Genomic DNA, 23332 nt, shown 5'->3' with positions numbered 1-23332 from the left:
GAAGCCCCTAGAGTGGGGTGGCACAACGGCCGGGAACGGCAGATATATCAGGAAGAGACGAAAGAAGAAACAGGAGGAAACCATGAGCGGTTTCAACCCCACCACGAAGACTCAGGAGGCTCTGCAGCAGGCGCTGCAGACCGCCTCGAGTAACGGCAACCCGGATATCCGTCCGGCGCACCTGCTTGCCGCTATTTTGAACCAGGAAGACGGCATCGCCGCCCCCGTGCTCCGCGCTACTGGCGTGGACGCGGGCACCGTGGCCAAGGAGGCCGCGGCCCTCGTCGACGGCTATCCCAAGGCGGAGGGCGCTGGGATGGCGAACCCGCAGTTTAACCGCGACGCACTTAACGTGCTCACCCGCGCGCAGGAACTCGCGGGCGAGCTGGGTGATGAATACGTGTCGACGGAGGTGCTGCTCGCAGCCATCGCCGGCTCCAAGACGGACGCCTCGGAGCTGCTGACGAGCCGCGGCGCGACCTATGAGGCGCTCAAGGGTGCCTTCCCGTCCGTGCGTGGCGCGGCCAAGGTGACGAGCGAGAACCCCGAGGACCAGTTCCAGGCCCTCGAGAAGTACTCGACGGACCTCACGGCGCGTGCCCGCGAGGGCAAGATTGACCCGGTTATTGGTCGTGACCAGGAGATTCGCCGCGTCGTGCAGGTGCTTTCGCGCCGTACGAAGAACAACCCGGTGCTCATCGGCGAGCCCGGCGTCGGTAAGACTGCCATCGTGGAAGGCCTTGCCCGTCGCATTGTCGCGGGTGACGTCCCGGAGTCGCTCAAGGGCAAGACTCTTATTAGCTTGGACCTCGGCTCTATGGTCGCCGGTGCGAAGTACCGCGGCGAATTCGAGGAGCGCTTGAAGGCCGTGCTGGACGAGATTAAGGCCTCGGACGGCCAGATCATTACGTTCATCGATGAGCTCCACACCATCGTGGGCGCCGGTGCGACCGGCGAGGGCTCCATGGACGCGGGCAACATGATTAAGCCCATGCTCGCCCGCGGTGAGCTGCGCCTCGTGGGTGCGACGACGCTCGACGAGTACCGCAAGTACATCGAGAAGGACGCCGCGCTTGAACGCCGCTTCCAGCAGGTCTACGCTGCCGAGCCCTCTGTCGAAGACACCGTCGGTATTCTCCGTGGCTTGAAGGAGCGCTACGAGGTGCACCACGGCATCCGCATCCAGGACTCTGCCCTGGTCGCGGCAGCGGAGCTGTCCAACCGGTACATCACCAACCGCTTCCTCCCGGATAAGGCCATCGACTTGGTCGACGAGGCGGGCTCGCGCCTGCGCATGGAGATTGACTCCTCGCCGCAGGAGATCGACGAGCTCGAGCGCATTGTCCGCCGCATGGAGATCGAGGAACTCGCGCTGAAGAAGGAGTCTGATGCCGCCAGCCAGGACCGCCTGGCCAAGCTGCAGCAGGAACTCGCGGACGAGCGTGAAAAGCTGGGCGAGCTCAAGGCGCGCTGGGCGAACGAGAAGAAGTCCATCGATGATGTCCAGGCCATCAAGGAGCAGCTCGACGAGCTGCGCCGCCAGGCCGAGATCGCGGAGCGCGACGGCGACCTCGCCGCGGCCTCCGAGATCAACTACGGCAAGATCCCGCCGCTGGAGAAGGAGCTGGCCGAGGCCGAGGCGGCATCGGCAGAGCATAAGAACACCATGCTCACCGAGGAAGTCACCCCGGACACCATCGCGGAGGTCGTCTCTGCATGGACCGGCATCCCCGCCGGCAAGATGCTCCAGGGCGAGACCGAGAAGCTCCTCCACATGGAGGACGTCTTGGGCGAGCGCGTCGTGGGGCAGAAAGCCGCCGTCGCCGCCGTGTCTGACGCTGTGCGTCGCGCACGCGCTGGCGTCGCCGACCCGAACCGCCCGACCGGCTCCTTCCTCTTCCTTGGCCCCACTGGCGTGGGTAAGACGGAGCTGGCCAAGGCGCTTGCGGAGTTCCTCTTCGACGATGAGTCGGCCATGGTCCGCATTGACATGTCCGAGTACGGCGAGAAGCACTCCGTTGCGCGCCTCGTCGGTGCCCCTCCGGGATACGTTGGCTACGACGCTGGTGGCCAGCTCACGGAGGCGGTCCGCCGTCGCCCGTACACCCTCGTCCTCTTCGATGAGGTCGAGAAGGCCCACCAGGACGTCTTCGACGTGCTGCTCCAGGTACTCGACGAAGGCCGGCTTACTGACGGCCAGGGTCGCACGGTGGACTTCCGCAATACCGTCATCATCCTCACGTCCAACCTGGGTGCAGGTGGCACGGAAGAGCAGGTCATGGAGGCCGTCAAGCACGCCTTCAAGCCGGAGTTTATCAACCGTCTCGACGATGTGGTGGTCTTCGAGTCGCTGTCCCCGGAGCTGCTCGCCGGCATCGTGGACATCCAGCTTGGCGCCCTCGGCGCACGCCTTTCGGGCCGCCGCCTCACCCTGGACGTCACGCCGGAGGCCAAGTCCTGGCTCGCCGAGCGCGGCTACGACCCGGCCTACGGTGCACGCCCGCTGCGCCGGCTTATCCAGCAGGCCATCGGCGACAAGCTCGCCAAGCTCCTGCTCGCCGGTGAGATTGCCGACGGCGACACGGTCCACGTCGACCGCGCCGCGGATGGTGAAGCGCTCACGCTGAGCGCTTAACCTGCGCCGACGCCGCGTGTCCGGCAACCCTTCGCTCATGTCCCTACACTGTGGGGGCATGAGCATTGCGGTTTCTCCTCAAGACCTGAAAAATCATCTTTATCAAGGCCAGCGCTCCACGGTCGTCTACACCACGTGGGCACCGACCGCGGGCGCAGCGTTCAACCAATTTTCTTCGCTCCACATCCCCACCTCCCACTTCGCTGACACCGCCCTCGCGTTTGCCGGCACCCCCGGCTCCCGCGTGGGCCGCAACCCCCTGCCGGATCCGGACAAACTCCAGAACTGGTTTGAACGCCTCGGATTGCGCGCCGAGTACCCCGTCGTCATCTATGACGACGGCCGCGGACTCTTCGCCGGCCGCGCCTGGTGGACGCTGCGCTGGGCTGGCGTGGGCGACGTCCGCCTCCTCAACGGCGGCTTTGCGGCTTGGCGCCGCGCCGGGCTGGAAACGCTGACCGGCCCCGGCAACCTGCCGCTGCACTCCAACCTCGTGGTCGTGCCCGGCGGCATGCCCACCGCCACGATCGACGAGGTTAAGGAGCATCTCGCGAACCCGGACCCGGAAGTCCAGCTCATCGATACCCGCTCGCCCAGCCGCTTTACCGGCCGCCGCGAGCCTCTCGACCTCAAGGCCGGTCACATTCCGGGGGCCATCAACGTCCCGGAGCGTGAGCTCCATGTGGACGACGAGACGTGGCTGTGGAAGTCCCCGGAAGAAATCCGCGCCGTCTTTGAAACCGCCGGGGTCAACCTCGACACCATCGACAAGGCCATCATCTACTCCGGCTCGGGCAACCACTCCGCGCTGGCCATCGCCGCCCTAGAAATCGCCGGCCTGCCCAGCCCCCGCCACTTCGTGGGCGGCTGGTCCCAGTGGTCCGCCGTGCGCGACAACCCTGCCGAGCGCGGCGACTAACACGCGGGGACGAACACGCAGCAACTAACGCCCAGGAGCGCACCAGGGGACGTAGACTAAGGCACTAATGGCTGTCATACTTCTCCTCCTTGCGCTCCTCACCGGCGGCGCCGGCGCCTACCTGTGGTGGCTGTCCGGTCGCCCGGCTTCCGATGCCCCCGCTCAGCGCCCCGCCGTCTCCGGCGCGTCCGCCGAGGCCCGCGACGCTGCAACCGCCCCAGAGGAAGCAACAGAATCTGAAGACGATGACTTCTTCGGCGAGTGGTCCGACGACTCCCACGGCCTCCAGGACGCACCGAGCGACGCGCCCGTCACCGAGGCCGAGCAGGCTGAGCAGACCGAGGCAACCGAGGAAGCCGAGGACGAGGACGACAACACCGCCGAGGTTTCCGAAGAACCCACCCCCATCATCGACGCCGATCCCGCTCCGACCCATGGCCGCCATGCCGCCTGGACGGACGACGATGACGTTGACCACGACGTTGACGGAGCCCTGTTCGATTCCGAGTCCTCTGACTCGGCGGAGCCCGAGCCGGACGACGCCGACTTTTCCGATACGAACGCTGTCGCCGACGACGCCACCGACAACACCGAGAGCATCGACGAAGAAGACAACGAGGACAGCAACCTCGACAGCGACCTCGGGGACGGCGCTGAGGACGCCGAAGACACCGCATCCGAACCCGAGCTCATCCGCGGTCGTCGCTCGCTGCTGGGAAGCCTGCCCGGTGCCGTGGCCCGTGAGCGGCGTGCCTGGGCTGCGGCGCGTGACTATGACTTCGCGAAGCAGGACGAGTACCTCGTCGACGAATTCACCCGCGGCGCGGCTGCAGGTGGCGCGGCGCCGCACGACGTGGTGGCCGGCCGCGTGCTGGGCCACGAGATGCTGCTCATGGACATCGGCGGCGTCAACGTTATGGCCATGCGCACCGGCGCGGCCTCGGACATCGTCGTCGACTTCCGCCGCACTGGCGCGCTCGAGGACACCGGCGCAGATGATCTCGTTCCCGCCTTCGAGGCCCAGGGCTTTAGCGTCTACGCCTCTGATGCCGCCGTCGCTGAGCGTCTTATCGACGCCCGCGTGCGCACGGCGCTCGACTCCTTCCCGCACGAGGTCACCGCGGTGTGGATGGAGTCCGAATGGGTGCTCGCCCAGATGACCAAGGACGCCCGCGCCGTCGAGTGGGATGCCATGCAGGCACCGCTGGCGCTGCTCGCCGATTGCGCCCGCGTCCTACCGCCGCGCTCGCAGGCCGCGCAGGTACTGCGCCTCGGCGATGGGGACCCCACCCGCTCGATGGAGCAGGAGGCTGTCACCCTGGCCAGCGGCCCAGCCCTCGTGGCGCCGGAACGCGACGAATTCGAGTACCCGCCCGTCGAGCGCCCTGAGGAACCCGTGCCCATGCCTAGCCGCGTGACCTCCGACGTCCGCGGTCCCGTCGAGCTCACCGCGCTCGGCGCGGACGAGGTCGACGCCATCGCGGACGGTAAGGACCACCCCGACATCGACGAGCGCGCCCCGCGCGTGCGCCGCTACCTCGACGGCAAGTCGAGCATCTTTGGCGACGACTAAAACGACGACTAAGAACACTCGGAGACCGCCACGAAACGCCGCGGGCGGTCGAAGTAAGCTGTACACAGACCACTCGCAGACGTAATCAAAGGAGCGCTCATGACCGCACGTGAACTCGATCAGGCCAAGCTGGACCGCCTGGCGGAATTGGTAAAGGAACTCGCCGTCGTCCACGGCAAGGTCACGCTGTCCTCGGGCAAGGAAGCTGATTACTACGTCGACCTGCGTCGCGCGACGCTGCAGCACGAGGCCTCCCGCCTTATCGGTTCGCTCTTGCGCCAGCTCACCGCGGACTGGGATTACGTCGCCGTCGGCGGCCTGACCCTGGGCGCCGATCCGGTTGCGACCTCCATCATGCATGCAGACGGTCGCGACATCGACGCGTTCGTCGTGCGCAAGGAAGCGAAGAAGCACGGCATGCAGCGCCGCATCGAGGGCTTCGACGTTAAGGGCCAGAAGGTTCTCGTTGTTGAGGACACTACGACCACGGGCAACTCGCCGCTTACCGCCGTCGCCGCCCTGCGCGACGCCGGTGCCGAGGTCGTGGGCGTTGCCACCGTCGTCGACCGCGCAACGGGCGCCGCGGACGTCATCAAGGCCGAGGGCCTGGAGTACCGCTTCCTCCTCGGTCTCGAGGATCTGGGCCTTGCCTAAGCCGGGGGCATCGGAAAGCGCGGCGAACCCGTACGCCGAGGGCCGTGGCCCTACCGAGTGGAACGAAGGCCGTCATGGCGTAGGCCCGTGGGAGGGCCCGCTGCCAGACGATCCGCGTTACGACCCGGAGCTGCTCACGGACGGTGACCACCGCAACGTCGTCGACGCGTACCGGTACTGGACGCGCGAGGCGATCGTCGCGGACATCGATACCCGGCGGCATCCGCTGCACATCGCGATCGAGAATTTCGAAAACGACTCGAATATCGGCACCGTCGTGCGCACCGCCAACGCGTTTGCGGTCGATACGGTGCACATTGTGGGTCGTCGCCGCTGGAACCGCCGCGGCGCCATGGTCACCGACCGCTATCAGCACCTCATGCACCACGACACGGTGGGGGAGCTCATCGAATGGGCACACGACCACGGTGTGACCGTCGTCGCCATCGATAACACGCCCGGCTCGGTGCCGCTGGAGACCGCGGAACTGCCCGAAAAATGCCTGCTCCTTTTCGGCCAAGAAGGCCCCGGCGTGAGCGCCGAAGCACAAGATAACGCCGTGATGACATGCTCCATCGCGCAGTTCGGTTCGACGCGCTCCATTAACGCGGGCGTGGCGGCGGGCATCGCCATGCATGCGTGGATCCGCCAGCACGCTGATCTGTCTCGCGCGTGGTAACAAGCGGTATAGAATAGCGATGTTTGTAGTGCGGCCGTCGTGCCGCAGAACCTCACACCGACCATAAGGGACACGCATGAACGAGACGTGGGCACACCGCGCAGACCTCGCGGAAACCGCGATCAACGAGCGCCACGCCTCCGCGGTGTGGGGGCTGCCGCGCACCAATCTCGCCGTTGTGTCCTGGCCGCCGACGCTCAAAGAAAAGCTCTTCATTCACTGGCACTACTGGTGGCAGGCGCACTACCTCGATTGCCTTGTCGATGCCGCCGAGCGTAAGAACACCAAGGCTCGCCGCCGTCGCATCGCGGATACTGTCCGCGGCATTCGCATTCGCAACGTCGAGTCGCTCACGAAGAACCGCTACTACGATGACAAGGCGTGGTTGGCGCTTGCCATGGGGCGTGCTGGCGAAGTTAAGAACATGAAGCGCGCCAAGCGGCTTGGTGCGCTGGAGCTCAACATCGCGGCGGGTCTCGATCCGAAGCTCGGCGTGCTGCCGTGGCGCGAAGGGGAGTCGTTCCTCAACGTGCCCTCCAACGGTCCAGGCGCCATCATGCTCGCGCGCCGGGGACGCATCGCCGAGGCACGCACCATCGTCGACTGGATTTACGACCACCTCATCGATGATGACGGTCTCGTCATGGACGGCGTGCGCATGCGCATGGACGGCCCCGAGATCGTCCGCGTCATCCATCCGTACTGCCAGGGCGTCGTCTTAGGCGCGTGCCTAGAGATCGCGCTGAACCTGCGCGAGCGTGCCGGGGTTACCTCGCTCGAAGACATCGACACCGTCCACGAGGCAGAGCTCGTCGAGGACCTCATGCAGTACCTCACTCGCATTCGCGGCCTCGTCCAGGCGGTAGCGTCGTACCAGGCCACGCCGTCGGGCGTTCTCAACGCGGTGACCGGCGACGGCGACGGCGGCCTGTTCAAGGGCATCCTCGCGCGCTACCTCGCGGACGTCGCCGTGCGCCTGCCGGGCGACTCGCCGGCCAACCGCGCGACGAAGAAGCTCGCCGCCCGCCTCGTGCGTGCCTCGGCTGAGTCCGCGTGGGAGCACCGCCTTGAAGTCGACGGCCTGCCCATCTTCGGCACGGACTGGGCTGCCGATGCCCGCCTGCCGCACAACTACGGCTTCGCCTCGACCACCCTCAGTGAGCGCGTCGGCCTCATCCGCGTCGCTGAACGCGACCTCTCCGTGCAGCTTTCCGGCTGGATGCTTCTTGAGGCCTGCGCACGGATTTATCGCGAGCTGGACATCTAGCCGGCTGCCGCCGTACTCCGCCCACCCACCGGGCGCAACCGCCGTGGCCCGAATGCAGGCTTTCCACCCGAAATTTCACACATTCCCTGTCCCCGCGTGCCCTCGAGATGTGCGAGTGGGCAGGGATTTTGCGTAGCTAGCGACAGATCGGGCACAAAGTACAACAAATGTCACAAAAATTAGGTCGACATGATCCGCTTAACGCGGGCATACTTGGAGGGGTAAACATATCGGCTCCGAACACCCAAGGATGATTCAATGCCTATCGCAACCCCTGAGGTCTACAACCACATGCTGGATACCGCCAAGAAGGGCGGCTTCGCATTCCCGGCTATCAACTGCACCTCCTCTGAGACCATCAACGCAGCACTACGTGGTTTCGCTGAGGCAGAGTCTGACGGCATCATTCAGTTCTCCACCGGTGGTGCGGAGTTCGGTTCCGGCCTGTCCGTGAAAAACAAGGTTGCTGGCGCCCAGGCTCTCGCAGCGTTCGCGTACGAGGCAGCCAAGCACTACGGCATCAACGTTGCTCTCCACACGGACCACTGCCAGAAGGAAGTTCTGGACGAGTACGTCCGCCCGCTCATCGCCATCTCCCAGGAGCGCGTCGACCGTGGCGAGCTCCCGCTGTTCCAGTCCCACATGTGGGACGGCTCCGCTATCCCGATCGACGAGAACCTCGTCATCGCCCAGGAGCTGCTGGAGAAGGCCCACAAGGCCAACATCATCCTTGAGGTCGAGATCGGCGTCGTCGGCGGCGAGGAGGACGGCGTCCAGGCTAAGGCTGGCGCTAACCTCTACACCTCCGTTGAGGACTTCGAGAAGACCATTGACGCACTGGGCACCGGCGAGAAGGGCCGCTACCTGCTGGCCGCTACCTTCGGTAACGTCCACGGCGTCTACAAGCCGGGCAACGTCAAGCTGCGCCCGGAGGTTCTGGACGAGGGCCAGAAGGCTGCTATCGCTAAGCTCGGCCTTGACGCTGACGCTCAGCCGTTCGACTTCGTCTTCCACGGTGGCTCCGGCTCCGAGAAGGAGAAGATCGAGCAGGCTCTGTCCTACGGTGTTGTGAAGATGAACGTCGACACCGACACCCAGTACGCCTTCACCAACCCGGTTGCTCGCCACATGTTCGAGAACTACGACGGTGTCTTCAAGATCGACGGCGAGGTGGGCAACAAGAAGGTCTACGACCCGCGTTCTTACATGAAGAAGGCCGAGCAGGGCATGTCCGAGCGCGTTGTTGAGGCCTGCACCGACCTCCACTCCGTGGGCAAGACGGTCTCCAAGTAAAACGCACGACTCGTCACAGCGGTAAGCGCTGCTGACACCTCCTGAATACCTCCGCACCGCGGCTCATCATCGGGCCGTGGTGCGGAGGCTTTTTCTGCCACCACACCCTTAGGACCATAACCCGCTGTCGCGCCACGGCATGACCGCTAAAATCAGGCATCATGGCGACTGAGAAACAACCTTCCCGCGTGCGACAGACCACCCGCGAAACCTTGCGCACGGTGGATAAGTCGCTCAAAGCTCGTTTTGGCCGCCTGCGCAACCGCTTCGTCTACATTCTGCAGATCACGCTGGGCGCCGGCCTGGCCTTCTTCGTTGCGCACAGCTTCTTTGGTCACTCGCAGCCGTTCTTCGCGCCGATGTCGGTTATCATCATTCTCGGCCTGTCCGGCAGTGACCGCCTCAAGCGCGCCATCGAGCTCTCCGTCGGCGGCATCATCGGCGTCATCGTGGGCACTTTCCTCGTCGACACTCTCGGCACAGGCCCTATCCACATGACCATCATCATTGGCGTCTCCTTACTTATTGCGTCCTTTGTGACGAGTTCGCAGCTGGTGAGCAACCAAATCACTATCGGCGCCATCCTTATCGCCACCATCATGCCGCCGGAGGAGATGGGCGGCCTTTCCCGCGCCATCGACGCAGTCATCGGCGCCGTCATCGGCGTGGTCATGATTGCGCTTATTCCTAATTCACCGCTGCGTGCCGGCCGCGGGGAAGTCTCCAAGGTCCTGCGCGTCGCGAGCTCTGTGCTTTCCGATGTCGCTCAAGGCCTCCGCAAGGACGACCCCGAGGGCATTCGTGACGCCCTCGACGCCGTCCGCGGCACCCAGGCCGATATCAATAAGATGCTCGCCGCCGCGAAGGGCGGCAAAGAGACAGCAAAGGTTTCGCCCTTCCTCTGGGCGTCGAAGCGCAGTATTCGGTCGCTCGAGCGCACCTTGTCCCCGGTGGACAATGCTGTGCGCGGCGTTCGCGTCCTGGCGCGCCGCGCGCGCGTCCTCGCCGAGGATGGCGACCACGTCTCACCCGTCCAGTTGGAACTCATCGAAGAGCTTTCCGATGCCGCCCAAGCCCTTGGCGCCCTCTACTCCGAGTCTGCACGGGAGCAGCGGCTCCACGAAGCAGAAATCATTCCCGAAACCATCCACCAGTTGCGCTCCATCGCAGCGCGCGCCGGAATGGACGTCGTGGCAGACACCCACGTGCTCTCGGCCTACGCCATCCTCGCGCAGACGCGCTCCATCACCGTCGATCTGCTCATGGTCTGCGGCATGTCGCGCGAATCCGCGGTGGCGGCGCTCCAACCGACGTCGGAACACCCCGCCTATCCGCCCGAGGTACACGGCGAATAGCCGAACCTGTATTTTCCCTGCGGATTAAAACTAAGATAATTGTAAGTAGTTGCCTTATACGATTATTGCGGCGCGATAGCATCGGCATGATTTTAAGGTCTTCACGGTTTGTAGGACGATTATCTCCCTTTCTGTTGCAGAACTAATTGGACGGTTGACCTGTGTCGATGCTTTGTGCTCCACGAGAGGTAGGGAGGGGGGATAGATATGAGTCCGTATGAATCTATCGAAAAAGGTACACGTGCCATTATGGCTATGATTCTGGCCGAAAAGTGCTGCTTAACCGGTGAAGTGGGTGGTATACACACTTCGTGAAAGTAAAGTCCATGTGAATTCTGCGACTCGGAAATGTGACCATGAATATAAAAGAAAATGCGTAATAAAATTGCCTCAGATGTTTAACGAAGTGGATGTGCCTACTGACCTGCGGTTACTCCGAGTTGCACATTTCAATCTTCAATTTGACACGTCAACAATCATAAGTTTCTGGTGAGATCCTATTAGATTGCTCTTGGTTTGTTTGGTAGCCTCGCTCCTGCAGTTTGGGCTTAGCTGTGTGTAACCGTCACGCGAGCTGGGTTTCAATTCAGATCTTTTAGGGAGTTTTTCAAAAAAATGAAGCGTCTTTCTATGACCCAGCGCCTGGGTCGTAACGCCATCACCGCCTTCATGGTCGGTGCCATGGCTACGAGCACCGTGGTTGTCACTGCTCCGGCCGCGCTGGCCGAGTCCGGTATTTCCGTGCGGTCCGCGGACAACTTCAAGGCCGTCCAGGATGGTGACAAGTACCTCGGCTCCGAGCTGTCCAATGCAGGCCTGGCCAAGACCGGCAACCTGGGCTGGGGCTGGTGCATCGACGGTGCGTCGAACATACCTGCTCCCACTGCGAACTACGACCTTGGCAAGATGACCCACGCCGTGTGGACCTCCAGCGATGGAAGCCGCATCGTTGACCTCTATGCAGATAACGCTGAGTCGACGCAGCTGCGCAACGCCCTCCTGACCCTTGCCGAGGGCATGTCCGACGGCTACGAGTCTGGCGATCTGGACAAGGCTAAGGAGTACCAGCTCTTCGTCCGTGCGCTTGCAGGTTCCTACAATGGAGAAATCCGCCAGCTTCGCGCTGCGGTCAGGGGCGTATTCAGTGACTACACCGGTGGTTACAATAACCACCTCGCTCGCTTCAAGGAGCTGACCGGCTACACCATCGACAACAAGAACAACCTCTCTTCTGTGGGCCAGCCGGCGAAGACCTACGACAAGTCTGCCTACATCACGATTGGTGCACCGAAGGGCTTCCAGCTCTTCGCTACGAACACCAAGGGCGACCCCAACTATGCGAAGAAATACACCCAGCGCATTCTGACCCCGTACCAGCCGGGTATCAAGGAAAACCCGCCGCAGCCGACCCCGGAAACCACCCCGGCCCAGCCAACCACCGTCACCCAGGCCGTCCCGACCACGGTGACCAAGGATGTTCCGACCACTGCTGTTGAGACCGTGACGGTCACCAAGCCGAACATCACCGAGCGCGTCACTGAGACGGTCACGAACGAGAAGACCACCAAGGAAGTCATCACCGTTCCGGCCGAGCCGACGACCGTCGTGAAGAACGTAACCAACATTACGAACTACTACAACTACTCGAACGTCTCCAACGGCGGCTCGATCGACCTGAACTTCGAATGGTCTCACAACCAGGGTGACGTCAAGATCGTCGAGGGCGGCGAGGACTTCGACGTTAAGGTCGATGAGAACGGCAAGCTCGTTGTCATCGGCAAGAACGGCAAGACCTCTGGCACCGTTGTCGTTGTCATCACTGACAAGAAGGGCAACGAGCATAAGATCACCATCAACGTTGACGGTGGCTCGAACACCTCCACCGAGGTCAACAACTACATCATCAAGATCGGTGATGGCGAGTCCACCAAGCTCATCGATGGCAAGATCGTCATCGTCAACGACTCCAACAAGGATAAGAACGGCAACCCGCTCGTCATTATCGAAAACGGCGCCGTCAAGGTGAATCCGGACCGCACCTCCGGCGGTACCGTCGTCATCAACATCACCGATAACAATGGCAAGGTCATCGGAACCTACACCATCGTTGTGACGGAGCCGACGAAGGTCCAGGAACTGAACATCAACCTGGAGCACAGCGATAACCAGAAACAGACCGGCACCATCGTTATCGACGGCGCAGTGACCTACGAGGTCGAGCAGGGTGGCACGATCATCTCCGTTGACAACAACGGCAAGATCACCCCGAAGGACGGCCAGTCCGGCACCGCGATCGTCATTGTCAAGGACAAGGACGGTAAGGTCATCGGTCGCGTGACGGTCAACGTCACCTACAACGATACCCAGGTCTCCCAGCTCGAGCAGAACATCACGATTGAGGGCAACTCGGCCAACAACACGGATAAGCACAAGTTCACCCTCACCGTCACCGGCGACTACAAGGTCGACTCCTACGAGTCTGACAAGGTCACCGTCACCCTGGAAAACGGCCGTCTCGTTGTCACCCCGGTCGACGGCTTTGTTGGCAAGACCGACATCGTCCTCAAGGATGCCAAGGGCAACACCATCACCATTCACGTGACCGTGACGCCGGCCAAGGAAGACACCACTGAGGTGGCCAACAACAACGTTGAGGTCACCATCAAGGACAACCAGACCTACCAGGTGTCCCGCACCGACATCGTCGGCACGATCACCAAGACCAACGTTGACACGACCATCGCCGATGTCATCCAGGTTCCGGGCGGTTTCGAGGTCGTTCCAGTCAAGGGTGCGAAGGGCACCATCGAGTTCGAGGTCACTCTCCAGGGTGGTTCCACCATCACCTACAAGGTCAACGTTGAGCCGACCGCTCGCTACCTCGATGTCGCAGAGCAGGTCGTCACCATTCCGAACACCCACCCGGGTTTCACCATCAACAAGGGCGAGACCACCAACGTCATCGTTCTCGTTGATGAGAACGGCAAGGAGATCTCCTCCAGCGACGTCATCGATGTCGATGTCAACACCGGTAAGGTCACCCCGAAGAAGGACGCCAAGGGCACGGCGTACATCGAAGAGCGCGACGCACGCGGCAACGTTCTCGTTCGCTACATCGTGAACGTCACCGAGGGCACCGTCGTCAAGGACACCAAGACCGTCACCGAGAAGACCGAGCTCACCATCAACCGCGGTGGCTCCAACACCACTCTGGTTGTCAAGGAAGGCTCTGAGTTCTACGACGTCAAGGAAATTTCTGAGGGTGTCTTCCACGTCGTGACCAAGCTGCCTAACGGCGCTACCTCCGGCAAGATCGTGGTCGAGGAACGCAGCTCCAACGGCACCGTGCTGAAGGAGTACACCATCAACGTGACTCCGGCCGAGAAGACCACGGTCAAGGAGAACTACGCGAACATTTGGAACACCTCAACCGTTGTTGTGACCCCGGGCGCGAGCGACCACACGCTGAAGATCACCTCCGGCGGTAACATCGCGAAGATCGACAAGAACTCCAATGGCACCTGGACCCTCGATCCGAACGATGGCGCAGAAGGCCTCGTGGTTGTTGAAGAGACCACTGCTGACGGCACCGTCGTTGCTCACTACAACGTCACGGTTCTTAAGAAGAACGATGCCGCACAGCCAGGCAAGGGTGGCAACATCGTCATCGACAAGGACTCTGACGTTATCTCCTCCGGCAAGATCACCATCAATGGTTCGGACAAGGCTCCGAACTCCGGTGCTGTCGAGGTGACTCAGGGCAAGGACCTCATCACCGTCACGAAGGATCCGAAGACCGGCGAAATCATCATCACCAAGAAGGACGGTGCCGGCTCGGGTATCGCCGTCGTGGCTGAGAAGGACAAGGACGGCAATGTCGTCCGCGAAATCACCATCACGGTTCGCCCGGATGGCACCATCTCCACCGATGATGTGAAGACCGACAACAAGGGTGGCATCTCCAAGGACGGCGTTGTTGTTGACAACAACGGCTCCACGATTGTGGTTAAGGACGGCGAGTCCGCCGTCGTCCGTGACCAGAATGGCAACAAGCTCGACATCGTCATCGAGCGTAAGTCTGATGGCACCATCGTTCTCCGCGACAAGGACGGCAACATCCTTACGCAGGACAAGCTGAAGGAACTCAGCGGCGGTAACAATGTCATCGTCGTGGTCATCGACCGTAGCGGCCAGGTTGTCAAGGAGTCCACGACGGACGTCACCCCGGACAAGAAGGGCGGCGACGAGGACAATAACAACAACAATGGCGGCACCCAGACCGACAACGGTTCCTCCGGCAAGGACAACGAGGGTTCCTCGAACCCGACGTGTATTGCTACTGGCTTGGCTGCAGGCCTGCCGCTGCTGGCTCTCATCCCGCTGGGTCTCGCTTCCCAGGTGAAAATCCAGCTGCCGGGCGTAGACCAGTTCTCCAACCAGATCAATGGCGCTCTGCGCGACTTCAACACGCAGGCGCAGCGCCAGCTGGGCATTTTCAACCGTGATATCTCCCGCGCTATCGAGGGAGCCCTCGGCGGTGGCGTGAAGGTTCAGGGCACTGAGAACGCTGGTCTCATCCTTGCCGGCACCGCTGCCGTGGGCATCGGTCTGCTGCTCGCTGACGGCGTCATGCGTGCCTGCGGCGCGGAGGAGTACACCTCTTCCCACGCTATCCAGCAGGCGGCTGGCGGCGAGGGTTCCTCTGCTTCCAACGCAACTGAGAAGTAGTCAGCCGCACGGCGAAAGCCCCGGCTCCTCGGAGCTAGGGCTCACGCCCCTGGCGTGAGGGCCCTGAGGCTCGCTGACAGGGCTAACCACTCATAAAAAGACGAATACTCACAACCCGGTGTAAACGGTTTCCCGGGAAGTGAGTATTCGTCTTTTTCGTGTGAAGTGGCGCGCCGTGCACGCTTCAGTGAGGGGCGGCCACCGCGACGGTGCTAGTGACTACCTTTGCCCGTCGTCGGTGAGGAGGGCTGCGGCGGGTGCAAGGCGCGCGGCGACAAGCGCGAGCCGCGTGTGGCTGAGTCGCGCGAACTGGCGAGCGTTGCCTAGACCGCGGTTAGGGTCGTGCGATTTGAAGGTCGCGCAGGTGGCGGTAGAACGTCACGCGGTCCACGGGCCGCTTGGCAGAAACGCCGTCGACGACGACGCGCATCTCGGTGCCGCCGGCTTGGACCGCGCGTCCGGTGCGCACACTCTCGTGGTCGAGGGCACCGGGTTCCGGCGTGTGCCGGTTCCGCAGACGCGCGAGGAAGCCCTTGGGAGCGGGTGGCTCGCCGTAGAGGGGACCGAGCGCTGTGGCGGCGACGATACCGGGGGCGTCGAGCATGGGCACGAGACGAGTGCCCCACGCGCCGGCGCCGGCTTCCTGGCGCACGAGCACGGCGTCATCGACGATGATTTCGCCGGTGATTTCGCCGCCATCCCAGGAACAGATGGCCGCGGAACCAGCGATGGCGAGGCCGGAGTCGTTGCGGATGAGAGGCACGGGACGCACGGGTGCGGTGAGGGCCACGGACCATGCGGCCTCGGCATCGGTGGGCAGTCCCCAGTTGTGGGCGGCGGTGGAGGCGGAGGCTGGGGTAGAGGGGGCATCGGCAAGCTGGGCGGGCACGAAGCCGAACTCGACCCACATGTAGTCCGCGCGCATGGCGCGCGTGAGAACGGCAGACAGCGCAGCGTCCGTGCCGACAACGACGGTGCGCAGGGGCTCCGGTATGGGCTGCGGGGCGAGCTGCGGGGTGCCGAGGTGAGAGACGTCGGGCTGCGCGGCAATCTCGTCGAGCGAGGGCGTGGGGTCCTCCGGGAGAATCTCTGTCGCGAGGGCATCCATGACCTTGAGTTCCTGGCGGGTGGGGATCGCGGAAAGATCGTGGACGTGAGCGTCCTTGGGTAAGGAAGCGGGAAGCGGTGCGTCGGTGCCGCAGCGCAGGACGAGGTACGTCATGAAAGACCCCTTGGATGAAATATGAGTAGTGAGTTTTAAGCCTACAAAATGTGGGCGGGGGTGATTCAGTCGCGGCGCCCACACATGCGTGAGTTAGTTGTTTGGGCCACGTAACGGTAAACTGGCCCAGTTACATTGCCCCCTTTTGTTGCGCTAAGCGGGGCGCTGTCGCGCTCGCAACCTTGAGTTCTAACCCCAAGAAGGCCTGAGGTATATATGGATATCGAATTTTCTCTCATTCAGTCGGTGGGTTTTTCCATCGTCGTGCTCATCATTGGCATGTGGCTCAAAAGGCGTATCTACTTCTTTGAGCGCTTTGCCATTCCGTCGCCGGTTATCGGCGGCTTTTTGTTTGCCATCATCAATCTGATCCTGCGCCAGACCGGGCTGGCGAATATCACGTTCGACGTGACCGTTCAGTCCTTCTTTATGGTCATCTTCTTTACCTCGGTGGGCTATGGCGCCTCCATCAAGATGCTCAAGAAGGCCGGCCCGAAGGTCATGGTCTTCCTCGTGCTGTGTACGGTGCTGTGCTTCTTCCAGGATCTCGTGGCCGTGCTCCTCGCGCCGCTCGTGGGTGTGTCCAAGGACCTCGCGCTCATGACGGGCTCGGTGTCCATGACTGGTGGCCACGGCGTGTCCGGCGCGATTTCCCCGCTCGTGGAGGAATCCGGCGTCACGGGTGCAGAGACCGTCGCCTACACCTCCGCGACGTTCGGACTCGTGGCCGGCTCCCTCCTGGGCGGCCCCATCGCTAATCGCCTCATCCTCAAGCACCAGCTCCACAAGCAGGAGTCGGAGAAGGTCCACATCGACACCTCTCTTCTCGAGCAGGGCGTACGCAAGCTGCGCCAGGACCGAATTATGCACGCGTTCATCGTGATCCTGCTCGCCATGTTCATCGGCTCCTTCATCACGGACTTCCTCAACACGTGGGTCGGCACCTTCACGGAAAAGGCCGCCTTCCCCGTCTACCTGGGCACCATGCTCGTGGCCGTCTTCTTCCGCTATATCAACGATAAGTACGAGCAGCGCGAATACGAAGAACTCGTGCCCGTCCAGGAAGTCGAAATCGTGGGCACCGTGGGCCTCAACATCTTCCTGGCTATGGCGCTGATGAACGTCCGCCTGTGGGAGCTTGCCGATGTCGCCGTGCCCCTTCTCGTCCTTCTCCTCGGCCAGGTCATCCTCATGGCCACCGCCGCGTACTTCATTACCTTCCGCGTTATGGGCAAGAACTACGATGCCGCCGTGCTCGTCGCCGGCCAGGTCGGCTTCGGCATGGGTGCCACCCCCAACGGCATGGCCAACATGGAATCCGTCACCACCAAGTTCAAACCTTCCCCGCTCGCCTTCTTCATCGTGCCCATCGTCGGCGGCATGTTCATCGACTTCACCAACTTGTTCATTATTCTGGGCTTCCTCAACTTTGCGTAGTACTCGTCTCCGGTGCCGGCTGACGTCTCGTGGAGTCAAGCGCAGCTGAACAGGCGTAAATGGTGTGAGCCAGATGGTGTATTTCACCCTCAAATGAGACAAATACACCATCTGCCTCACACCATCTTTATTTGTGCTCGGTCGGCGCTCATTGAATTGGCTATGCGCGGCCGGTAGACGAGGTCGTTACATGAAAGCTCGCCGCCGGATTGTCACGCCAAAACAGGCGAAAGCCCCGGTTCCTCCTAAAAGTCGCCGAGGCTTTCGGTGAGACTAGCTAGTCAGCCAGTTCCAGACCCGCTCGATAGTATCGTGCAGGCCAGTGGCTGCCAGCGTCCCGAGGGGCTTGGTTGCGATTGTGGTAACAATCGCAGTCAGGGCCTTCTTCTTATCCTTGCCACGCTCAGGCGGCTGAGAGTCAGAAGTGGAGATGTGTCATCTCACCTCCCTCCGTCAGGTAGGTGGAACTCCGCACCTGGCGGTGCGAAGAAAAACAACGGCCCCGACCCCCATATATGGCGGTGGGGACCCCGGGCGACCCCGGTTGACAGTACCGTCAAAAGGGGAGAGCTTGCGCTCTCGCGGGCCAGATTACACAAAGTTGCAAGGAGTGAGGCGTTGAATCGGCTTCGCGTGGCCGGTAAGCTGGGCCGTGACATGAAAGCTCGCCGCCGGATTGTCACGCCAAAACAGCGGAAAGCCCCGGTTCCTGGTAAAGATCCCGGGACTTTCCAGTGAGACTAGCTAGTCAGCCAGTGCCAGACCTGCTCGATAGTATCGTGCAGGCCAGTGGCTGCCAGCGTCCCGAGGGCCTGGGCGAAGATCGTTCCCGCGAACTTCTTCCAGGCCTTCTTCTTATCCTTGTCGCCCTCAGGCGGCTGCGAATTAGAAGCGGACATGTGTCATCTCACCTCCCTCCATCAGGTAGGCGGAACCCAACGCCTCAGCGCTGACGATGGCAGTTGGCCCCCGACCCCCATATATGGCGGTGGAGACCCCGGGCGAAACCCGGTTGACAGCACCGTCAGAAGGGGAGAGCTTGCGCTCTCGCGGGCCAGATTACAGAAAAATAGATGGGTAAGGCGCACGGTCATGTCGACCCCTGCGACCAACTGCCGCCATGGAGCAGCGACCATTTCGATGGATAACCCGGCTGACCGCGCGGCCATCGCTAAGATTCTTGAGCTTGTTGTTTGGACGGAGTCTGAAGATGGGCGCAAGAAATGTGGAATGTCCTCGGCGATGGTTGTGACTAGACATCTGCCGCGCCGCCTAGGCCGTGGGTTCTATAGCTTGGCAGAGCGGCTTTACCTTCTTCCACCTGGCGCAAACGCGCAACAGTGAGAACAGATGTGGTGGGCTGAGGTTGCCAAGCTTGAGAACTTTTATGGGCCCGCCGGCGACGGTAGTCGCTGCCTGGTTCTCGCTGGGACGCGTAATTACACCCACATAATCGCGTCCAGGTAATGAAAACTATTGTGCGACCGGGTACGATAGGGCAGTATTTTGATCGTAGCGGCTGCGGTCGGCCGTCGAGAGACGGCACGATAAACGCAACCCACGCAATCGGCCCATCAGGGCTAGGGAAGTGAACGAAGCAACATGGCAGCTATCGTGATTGTCGGCGCCCAGTGGGGCGACGAGGGCAAGGGCAAGGCCACCGATATCCTGGGTGGCCGCGTGGACTACGTGGTCAAGCCCAACGGCGGTAACAATGCGGGCCACACCGTGGTCGTCGGCGGCGAGAAGTATGAGCTCAAGCTCCTTCCGGCCGGCATCCTCTCCGAGAACGCCACCCCGGTCCTGGGCAACGGCACGGTTATCAACCTTGAGGCCCTCTTCGACGAGATCGACGGCCTTGAGGCCCGCGGCGCAAATGCTTCTCGTCTGCGCATCTCCGCCAACGCGCACCTCGTTGCGCCGTACCACCAGACGCTCGACCGCGTGCAGGAGCGCTTCCTGGGCAAGCGCGCCATTGGCACCACCGGCCGCGGCATTGGCCCGACGTACGCTGACAAGGTTGCTCGCATCGGCCTGCGCGTCCAGGACGTCTTCGATGAGTCCATCCTGCGCCAGAAGATCGAGTCTGCGCTCGACATCAAGAACCAGATGCTGGTGAAGATGTACAACCGCAAGGCCATCGACGCTGACCAGATCGCGGAGTACTTCCTGCAGTACGCGGACCGCCTGCGCCCCATGGTCATCGACGCGGAGCTTGAGCTCAACAAGGCGATGGACGAGGGCAAGCACATCCTCATGGAGGGCGGCCAGGCCACCATGCTCGACGTGGACCACGGCACCTACCCGTTCGTGACCTCCTCCAACCCGACCGCCGGTGGCGCGTCCGTGGGCTCCGGCATCGGTCCGACTCGCATCACGCACGCCCTGGGCATCATCAAGGCTTACACTACCCGCGTCGGTGCCGGCCCGTTCCCCACGGAGCTGCACGATAAGTGGGGCGAGTACCTGCAGACCACCGGCGGCGAGGTGGGCGTCAACACCGGCCGCAAGCGCCGCTGCGGGTGGTACGACTCCGTCGTCGCACGCTACGCCACCCGCGTCAATGGCTTCACGGACTACTTCCTCACCAAGCTCGACGTGCTCACCGGCATCGGTGAGATCCCGATCTGCGTGGCCTACGACGTCGACGGCAAGCGCTTCGACGAGATGCCCATGACCCAGTCTGACTTCCACCACGCCGTCCCGATCTACGAGACCATGCCGGCCTGGGATGAGGACATCACCGACTGCACGACCTTCGAAGAGCTCCCGCAGAAGGCTCAGGACTACGTCCTGCGCCTTGAGGAGCTTTCCGGCGCCCGCTTCTCCTACATCGGCGTCGGCCCCGGCCGCGACCAGACCATCGTGCGCCACGACATCCTGGCGGACTAACCTCAGCTTTCCGATGCCCTCGTCGCCCCGCGTTTCTGCGGGCGCGGCGGGGGATTTTGCATGCCTTCAGGTTTCCGATTGCTGAGATAAACCTTAGAGAAAATCGGCCTGAGTGTGTCACACGGGTATTTTCCCCCGAAAATAGAACACTTCAACGCCGTGCGGGGGTTAGGTGGGGAAGTTTCAAAAAGGTCCGTGTTCACAACAGTTGCCTCTTTGGCGGTTATATTTTTCAACAACAATCACCAACTAGACCAAAGGGTAAAAGGCCTCTGGCATGGAATCCTCAGATACTATCTAATATGTGGGCAATATCACAATTAAGTGCTCTCTCGGCAGTGGTACCTTGTGAGCTGGCCTTTCTCTCAATAACTGCGCATAAAAGCTGTAATTTCACGCGGAATCCATTGGCTGGATGTGGGGGGTAGTGGTGGAACCTGTGAATCCACCTTAGGATTGTTTCTAGGTATTTCGTGAGAGTTTCTAAGTGCTTATCTTAGGGACACTGCCGCTCTCTTGCTGGTATCGAAATTCCACTTGGATTATCCGCCGTCCTACTTCGCTCGCGGTGATCTAGGTTCCCCTATTCGTCTTTCTAGGAATGGATTTTCTGTTGAAGTTTAATTTTGATGCTTCCCAGGCTCCGCGCAGTACGTCTGCGTTGGCTCTCCAGGGTCTCGGCTTCAAGGGCCGTATGCGTAATCTCATCGCTGGCGGTGCTGCTTTCGCCATCGCCGCGACCGGTACGGTTGTTGTACCGAACATGATTGATACCGTGCCTGCTGCTGTTGCACAGGATGCTGCTACTGATGCAGCTAACAACACCCCTGCAGATATGCCGGGTTCTTCTGAAGCCACGGCCATTCGTGCTGACGGTGTCTGGGGTCAGAAGCAGGGGTACCAGGGTGAGGTCTTTAAGCAGTACGGTGGCGGTCTTGGTGCCCGCAACGGCGACGATGTCCTCATGCCAGGTGTGAAGGTCTTCCTGCAGTGGATCAATGGACAGGGCGTCGTTTCGCCGGTGTACTACACGGTGTCTGATTCTGAGGGCAAGTTTGTCTTTGACCTTTCCAAGCCGGTGAAGGACGCTAATGGCGGAGAGTACGGGTTTGACCTTGCAGGAGACAGTAAGTTTCAGCTTCGTACGTGGGCTGAGAATCCCGACCCGGCGCGCCTTATGCAGGTTAAGACCGGTGACATGATGGCTGGCCGTTTCCACGGCAGACTTTCTCGTAAGAATGAGTCTTGGGACTTCACTGCCGGCATTAACCGCGTCGTCAACAGCATGGTTGTCTTCGAGGAGAAGCCGAACGTTGACGGTTGGCTTGCTAAGCCGGAGGCACAGCGAACCGAAGCCGGTAAAAACACCGGTAAATACGGTACTGTTCGCGGTAACGTCTGGTGGGAAAACCGCGAGGCTGGCGGAACGCTGGCCAACCAGTACTACAAGGACACAGAGTTCAACGACCGCGCGGCCACGGATACGAAGGTTGTTGGGTCTTACGTAAATGATGAGGTCGCCCGTCAGTTTGACGCTTGGAAGGATGCCAATGCTGGCTTCACTCCTGACGAGTTTGCGTCAGCTCAGAAGCAGATTGTCGCTGACTACGAGGCGGAAAACGGTGCTGGGTCCGCTATCGCAGAATCGGTTGTTGCAACTGTGGCTTCGAACGGCGACTACTACATTCCATTCAATGGCCTGTATGGCGTGTCTCGCGATAAGCAAAACTCCGGAGCCTCCATTTCCCACACGATCTCTGATGAGGAATACGGTACCGTTGTGCCGGACTCGGACGTTGATCATGGCAGCCTGATGAAGTGGAATGGCACGGTCGGCCAAAAGCATCGCCACATCAACTCGGATTACTTGTACGTGTACCCTGTGATCGAGGGCGACCGCGATGTGTGGATGAACTCGTTCCAGAACAATATGTTCCAGTCGCCTGAGCTTGCTACCGCTGTTAACGCACTGGAATCCTACAATATTTCGAACGTCAAATTCGCTGTGTTCACTGCAAATCCGATGCATGACATCACGAACTATGATCTGTCGAGTCGGATTGCGGGTCCGGGAGACACTGCGGTCAACACGACTACTGGACTGAACCCGTTCAATGACTACGTTATCCAGTGGTACGCAGATGGCGTTGCTATTGGCGGTGCTTCGAAGACAGTAAAGGCCAACGAATCAGGCACGCTCGAGTCAGTTCCGTTCACGGTTCCGGAGGACCTTGCAAAGGCAACTGTCTATTCGTCGCAGGTTTTTGCTGCTGATGCTTCTGGTAAAGCAACTGGTACCGTGCTTCTCGCGGACTCTTTCCTGGCTGATCCGGCATACATCGATTACCCAACGGTCACGGGAACCGCAGGTTTGAAGGCTCTCACTTCGACTCCCAAATTCGATAATCCGAACACGGATAAGACTGAGACGATTCCGCAAGGTGCTAAGTTCGCCTTCTCGGATCCTGCGGCAGCAGAGAAGCTCGGCGTTACGATCGACCCGGATACGGGCGTAATCACTTGGCCTAAAGATAAACAGGTTAAGGGCGAGACGCAGGTTGCGGTCACCGCAACTTGGACGATTCCTGGCACGGATACCGTCGTGAATCGCACAGTGAACGCCGATTTCAACTTGAAGCCCACGACGGATTCTGTGGATCCGAAGTATGCGGATGATA

Annotated in this window: 14 protein-coding genes; 12 read left to right on the top strand and 2 right to left on the bottom strand. The window is 61.4% G+C overall.

The genetic code is table 11. The annotated features are described in order from the left end of the window. The first annotated feature begins 82 nt into the window (after nucleotides 1-82). The 9 genes from clpB (at nucleotide 83) to HMPREF3227_RS08030 (ending at nucleotide 15103) form a co-directional block, all read left to right on the top strand. Nucleotides 83-2635: an ATP-dependent chaperone ClpB gene (clpB, locus tag HMPREF3227_RS08070; RefSeq protein ID WP_066511981.1), complete on the top strand. Its 2553-nt coding sequence runs from the start codon at nucleotides 83-85 to the stop codon at nucleotides 2633-2635. Nucleotides 2636-2693: 58 nt separating this feature from the next. Continuing rightward, nucleotides 2694-3554, top strand: a complete 861-nt coding sequence (locus tag HMPREF3227_RS08065) for a sulfurtransferase (protein WP_066511979.1) — start codon at nucleotides 2694-2696, stop codon at nucleotides 3552-3554. Nucleotides 3555-3621: 67 nt separating this feature from the next. Next, nucleotides 3622-5127 carry a hypothetical protein gene (locus HMPREF3227_RS13765; protein ID WP_231732339.1) on the top strand — a complete coding sequence of 502 codons (1506 nt, stop codon included), beginning with the start codon at nucleotides 3622-3624 and terminating at the stop codon, nucleotides 5125-5127. 99 nt (nucleotides 5128-5226) lie between these two features. After that, nucleotides 5227-5781, top strand: a complete 555-nt coding sequence (gene pyrE / locus HMPREF3227_RS08055) for an orotate phosphoribosyltransferase (RefSeq protein ID WP_066488910.1) — start codon at nucleotides 5227-5229, stop codon at nucleotides 5779-5781. Next, nucleotides 5774-6460 (top strand): TrmH family RNA methyltransferase, encoded by a 687-nt coding sequence (locus HMPREF3227_RS08050; RefSeq protein WP_066488915.1) that lies wholly within the window; start codon nucleotides 5774-5776, stop codon nucleotides 6458-6460. Before pyrE ends, HMPREF3227_RS08050 begins: the two co-directional genes overlap by 8 nt. A gap of 76 nt (nucleotides 6461-6536) precedes the next feature. Further along, nucleotides 6537-7727 carry a glycoside hydrolase family 76 protein gene (locus HMPREF3227_RS08045; protein WP_066488919.1) on the top strand — a complete coding sequence of 397 codons (1191 nt, stop codon included), beginning with the start codon at nucleotides 6537-6539 and terminating at the stop codon, nucleotides 7725-7727. A 258-nt stretch (nucleotides 7728-7985) separates the two neighbouring features. Continuing rightward, nucleotides 7986-9020: a class II fructose-bisphosphate aldolase gene (fbaA, locus tag HMPREF3227_RS08040; RefSeq protein ID WP_066488920.1), complete on the top strand. Its 1035-nt coding sequence runs from the start codon at nucleotides 7986-7988 to the stop codon at nucleotides 9018-9020. Nucleotides 9021-9181: 161 nt separating this feature from the next. Next, nucleotides 9182-10375, top strand: a complete 1194-nt coding sequence (locus tag HMPREF3227_RS08035) for an FUSC family protein (protein ID WP_066511976.1) — start codon at nucleotides 9182-9184, stop codon at nucleotides 10373-10375. A 615-nt stretch (nucleotides 10376-10990) separates the two neighbouring features. Further along, nucleotides 10991-15103: a hypothetical protein gene (locus HMPREF3227_RS08030; RefSeq protein WP_156452985.1), complete on the top strand. Its 4113-nt coding sequence runs from the start codon at nucleotides 10991-10993 to the stop codon at nucleotides 15101-15103. A 334-nt stretch (nucleotides 15104-15437) separates the two neighbouring features. On the opposite strand, the gene HMPREF3227_RS08025 is transcribed toward HMPREF3227_RS08030, so the two are convergent. Beyond that, nucleotides 15438-16325, bottom strand: a complete 888-nt coding sequence (locus HMPREF3227_RS08025) for a hypothetical protein (protein WP_066511967.1) — start codon at nucleotides 16323-16325, stop codon at nucleotides 15438-15440. Between the two features lie 216 nt (nucleotides 16326-16541). Here HMPREF3227_RS08025 and gltS point away from each other — a divergent pair, with 216 nt between their 5' ends. Next, nucleotides 16542-17762, top strand: coding sequence for a sodium/glutamate symporter (gene gltS / locus HMPREF3227_RS08020; protein WP_066488940.1), 1221 nt, complete (start codon nucleotides 16542-16544; stop codon nucleotides 17760-17762). A 740-nt stretch (nucleotides 17763-18502) separates the two neighbouring features. On the opposite strand, the gene HMPREF3227_RS13315 is transcribed toward gltS, so the two are convergent. Further along, nucleotides 18503-18661 carry a hypothetical protein gene (locus HMPREF3227_RS13315; protein WP_154666875.1) on the bottom strand — a complete coding sequence of 53 codons (159 nt, stop codon included), beginning with the start codon at nucleotides 18659-18661 and terminating at the stop codon, nucleotides 18503-18505. 703 nt (nucleotides 18662-19364) lie between these two features. Here HMPREF3227_RS13315 and HMPREF3227_RS08015 point away from each other — a divergent pair. After that, nucleotides 19365-20654, top strand: coding sequence for an adenylosuccinate synthase (locus tag HMPREF3227_RS08015; RefSeq protein WP_066488946.1), 1290 nt, complete (start codon nucleotides 19365-19367; stop codon nucleotides 20652-20654). Nucleotides 20655-21255: 601 nt separating this feature from the next. Continuing rightward, a partial coding sequence (locus tag HMPREF3227_RS08010) for a Rib/alpha-like domain-containing protein (RefSeq protein ID WP_304438319.1) occupies nucleotides 21256-23332 on the top strand: 2077 nt, incomplete at its 3' end.

This window comes from Corynebacterium sp. CMW7794 (assembly GCF_001563605.1).
In the GTDB taxonomy this organism is placed as follows: domain Bacteria; phylum Actinomycetota; class Actinomycetes; order Mycobacteriales; family Mycobacteriaceae; genus Corynebacterium; species Corynebacterium phoceense.
Note: the sequence above shows the minus strand (reverse complement) of the source record. Positions and strands in the feature narration are given on the sequence as shown.

Bases quoted from the DNA above. Each gene is read 5' to 3' on its own strand.
- clpB (WP_066511981.1), top strand. From the start codon at position 83: ATGAGCGGTTTCAACCCCACCACGAAGACTCAGGAGGCTCTGCAGCAG.
- pyrE (WP_066488910.1), top strand. From the start codon at position 5,227: ATGACCGCACGTGAACTCGATCAGGCCAAGCTGGACCGCCTGGCGGAA.
- HMPREF3227_RS08025 (WP_066511967.1), bottom strand. From the start codon at position 16,325: ATGACGTACCTCGTCCTGCGCTGCGGCACCGACGCACCGCTTCCCGCT.
- HMPREF3227_RS08035 (WP_066511976.1), top strand. From the start codon at position 9,182: ATGGCGACTGAGAAACAACCTTCCCGCGTGCGACAGACCACCCGCGAA.
- HMPREF3227_RS08015 (WP_066488946.1), top strand. From the start codon at position 19,365: ATGGCAGCTATCGTGATTGTCGGCGCCCAGTGGGGCGACGAGGGCAAG.
- HMPREF3227_RS08065 (WP_066511979.1), top strand. From the start codon at position 2,694: ATGAGCATTGCGGTTTCTCCTCAAGACCTGAAAAATCATCTTTATCAA.
- HMPREF3227_RS08030 (WP_156452985.1), top strand. From the start codon at position 10,991: ATGAAGCGTCTTTCTATGACCCAGCGCCTGGGTCGTAACGCCATCACC.
- HMPREF3227_RS13315 (WP_154666875.1), bottom strand. From the start codon at position 18,661: ATGTCCGCTTCTAATTCGCAGCCGCCTGAGGGCGACAAGGATAAGAAG.
- HMPREF3227_RS13765 (WP_231732339.1), top strand. From the start codon at position 3,622: ATGGCTGTCATACTTCTCCTCCTTGCGCTCCTCACCGGCGGCGCCGGC.
- fbaA (WP_066488920.1), top strand. From the start codon at position 7,986: ATGCCTATCGCAACCCCTGAGGTCTACAACCACATGCTGGATACCGCC.
- gltS (WP_066488940.1), top strand. From the start codon at position 16,542: ATGGATATCGAATTTTCTCTCATTCAGTCGGTGGGTTTTTCCATCGTC.
- HMPREF3227_RS08045 (WP_066488919.1), top strand. From the start codon at position 6,537: ATGAACGAGACGTGGGCACACCGCGCAGACCTCGCGGAAACCGCGATC.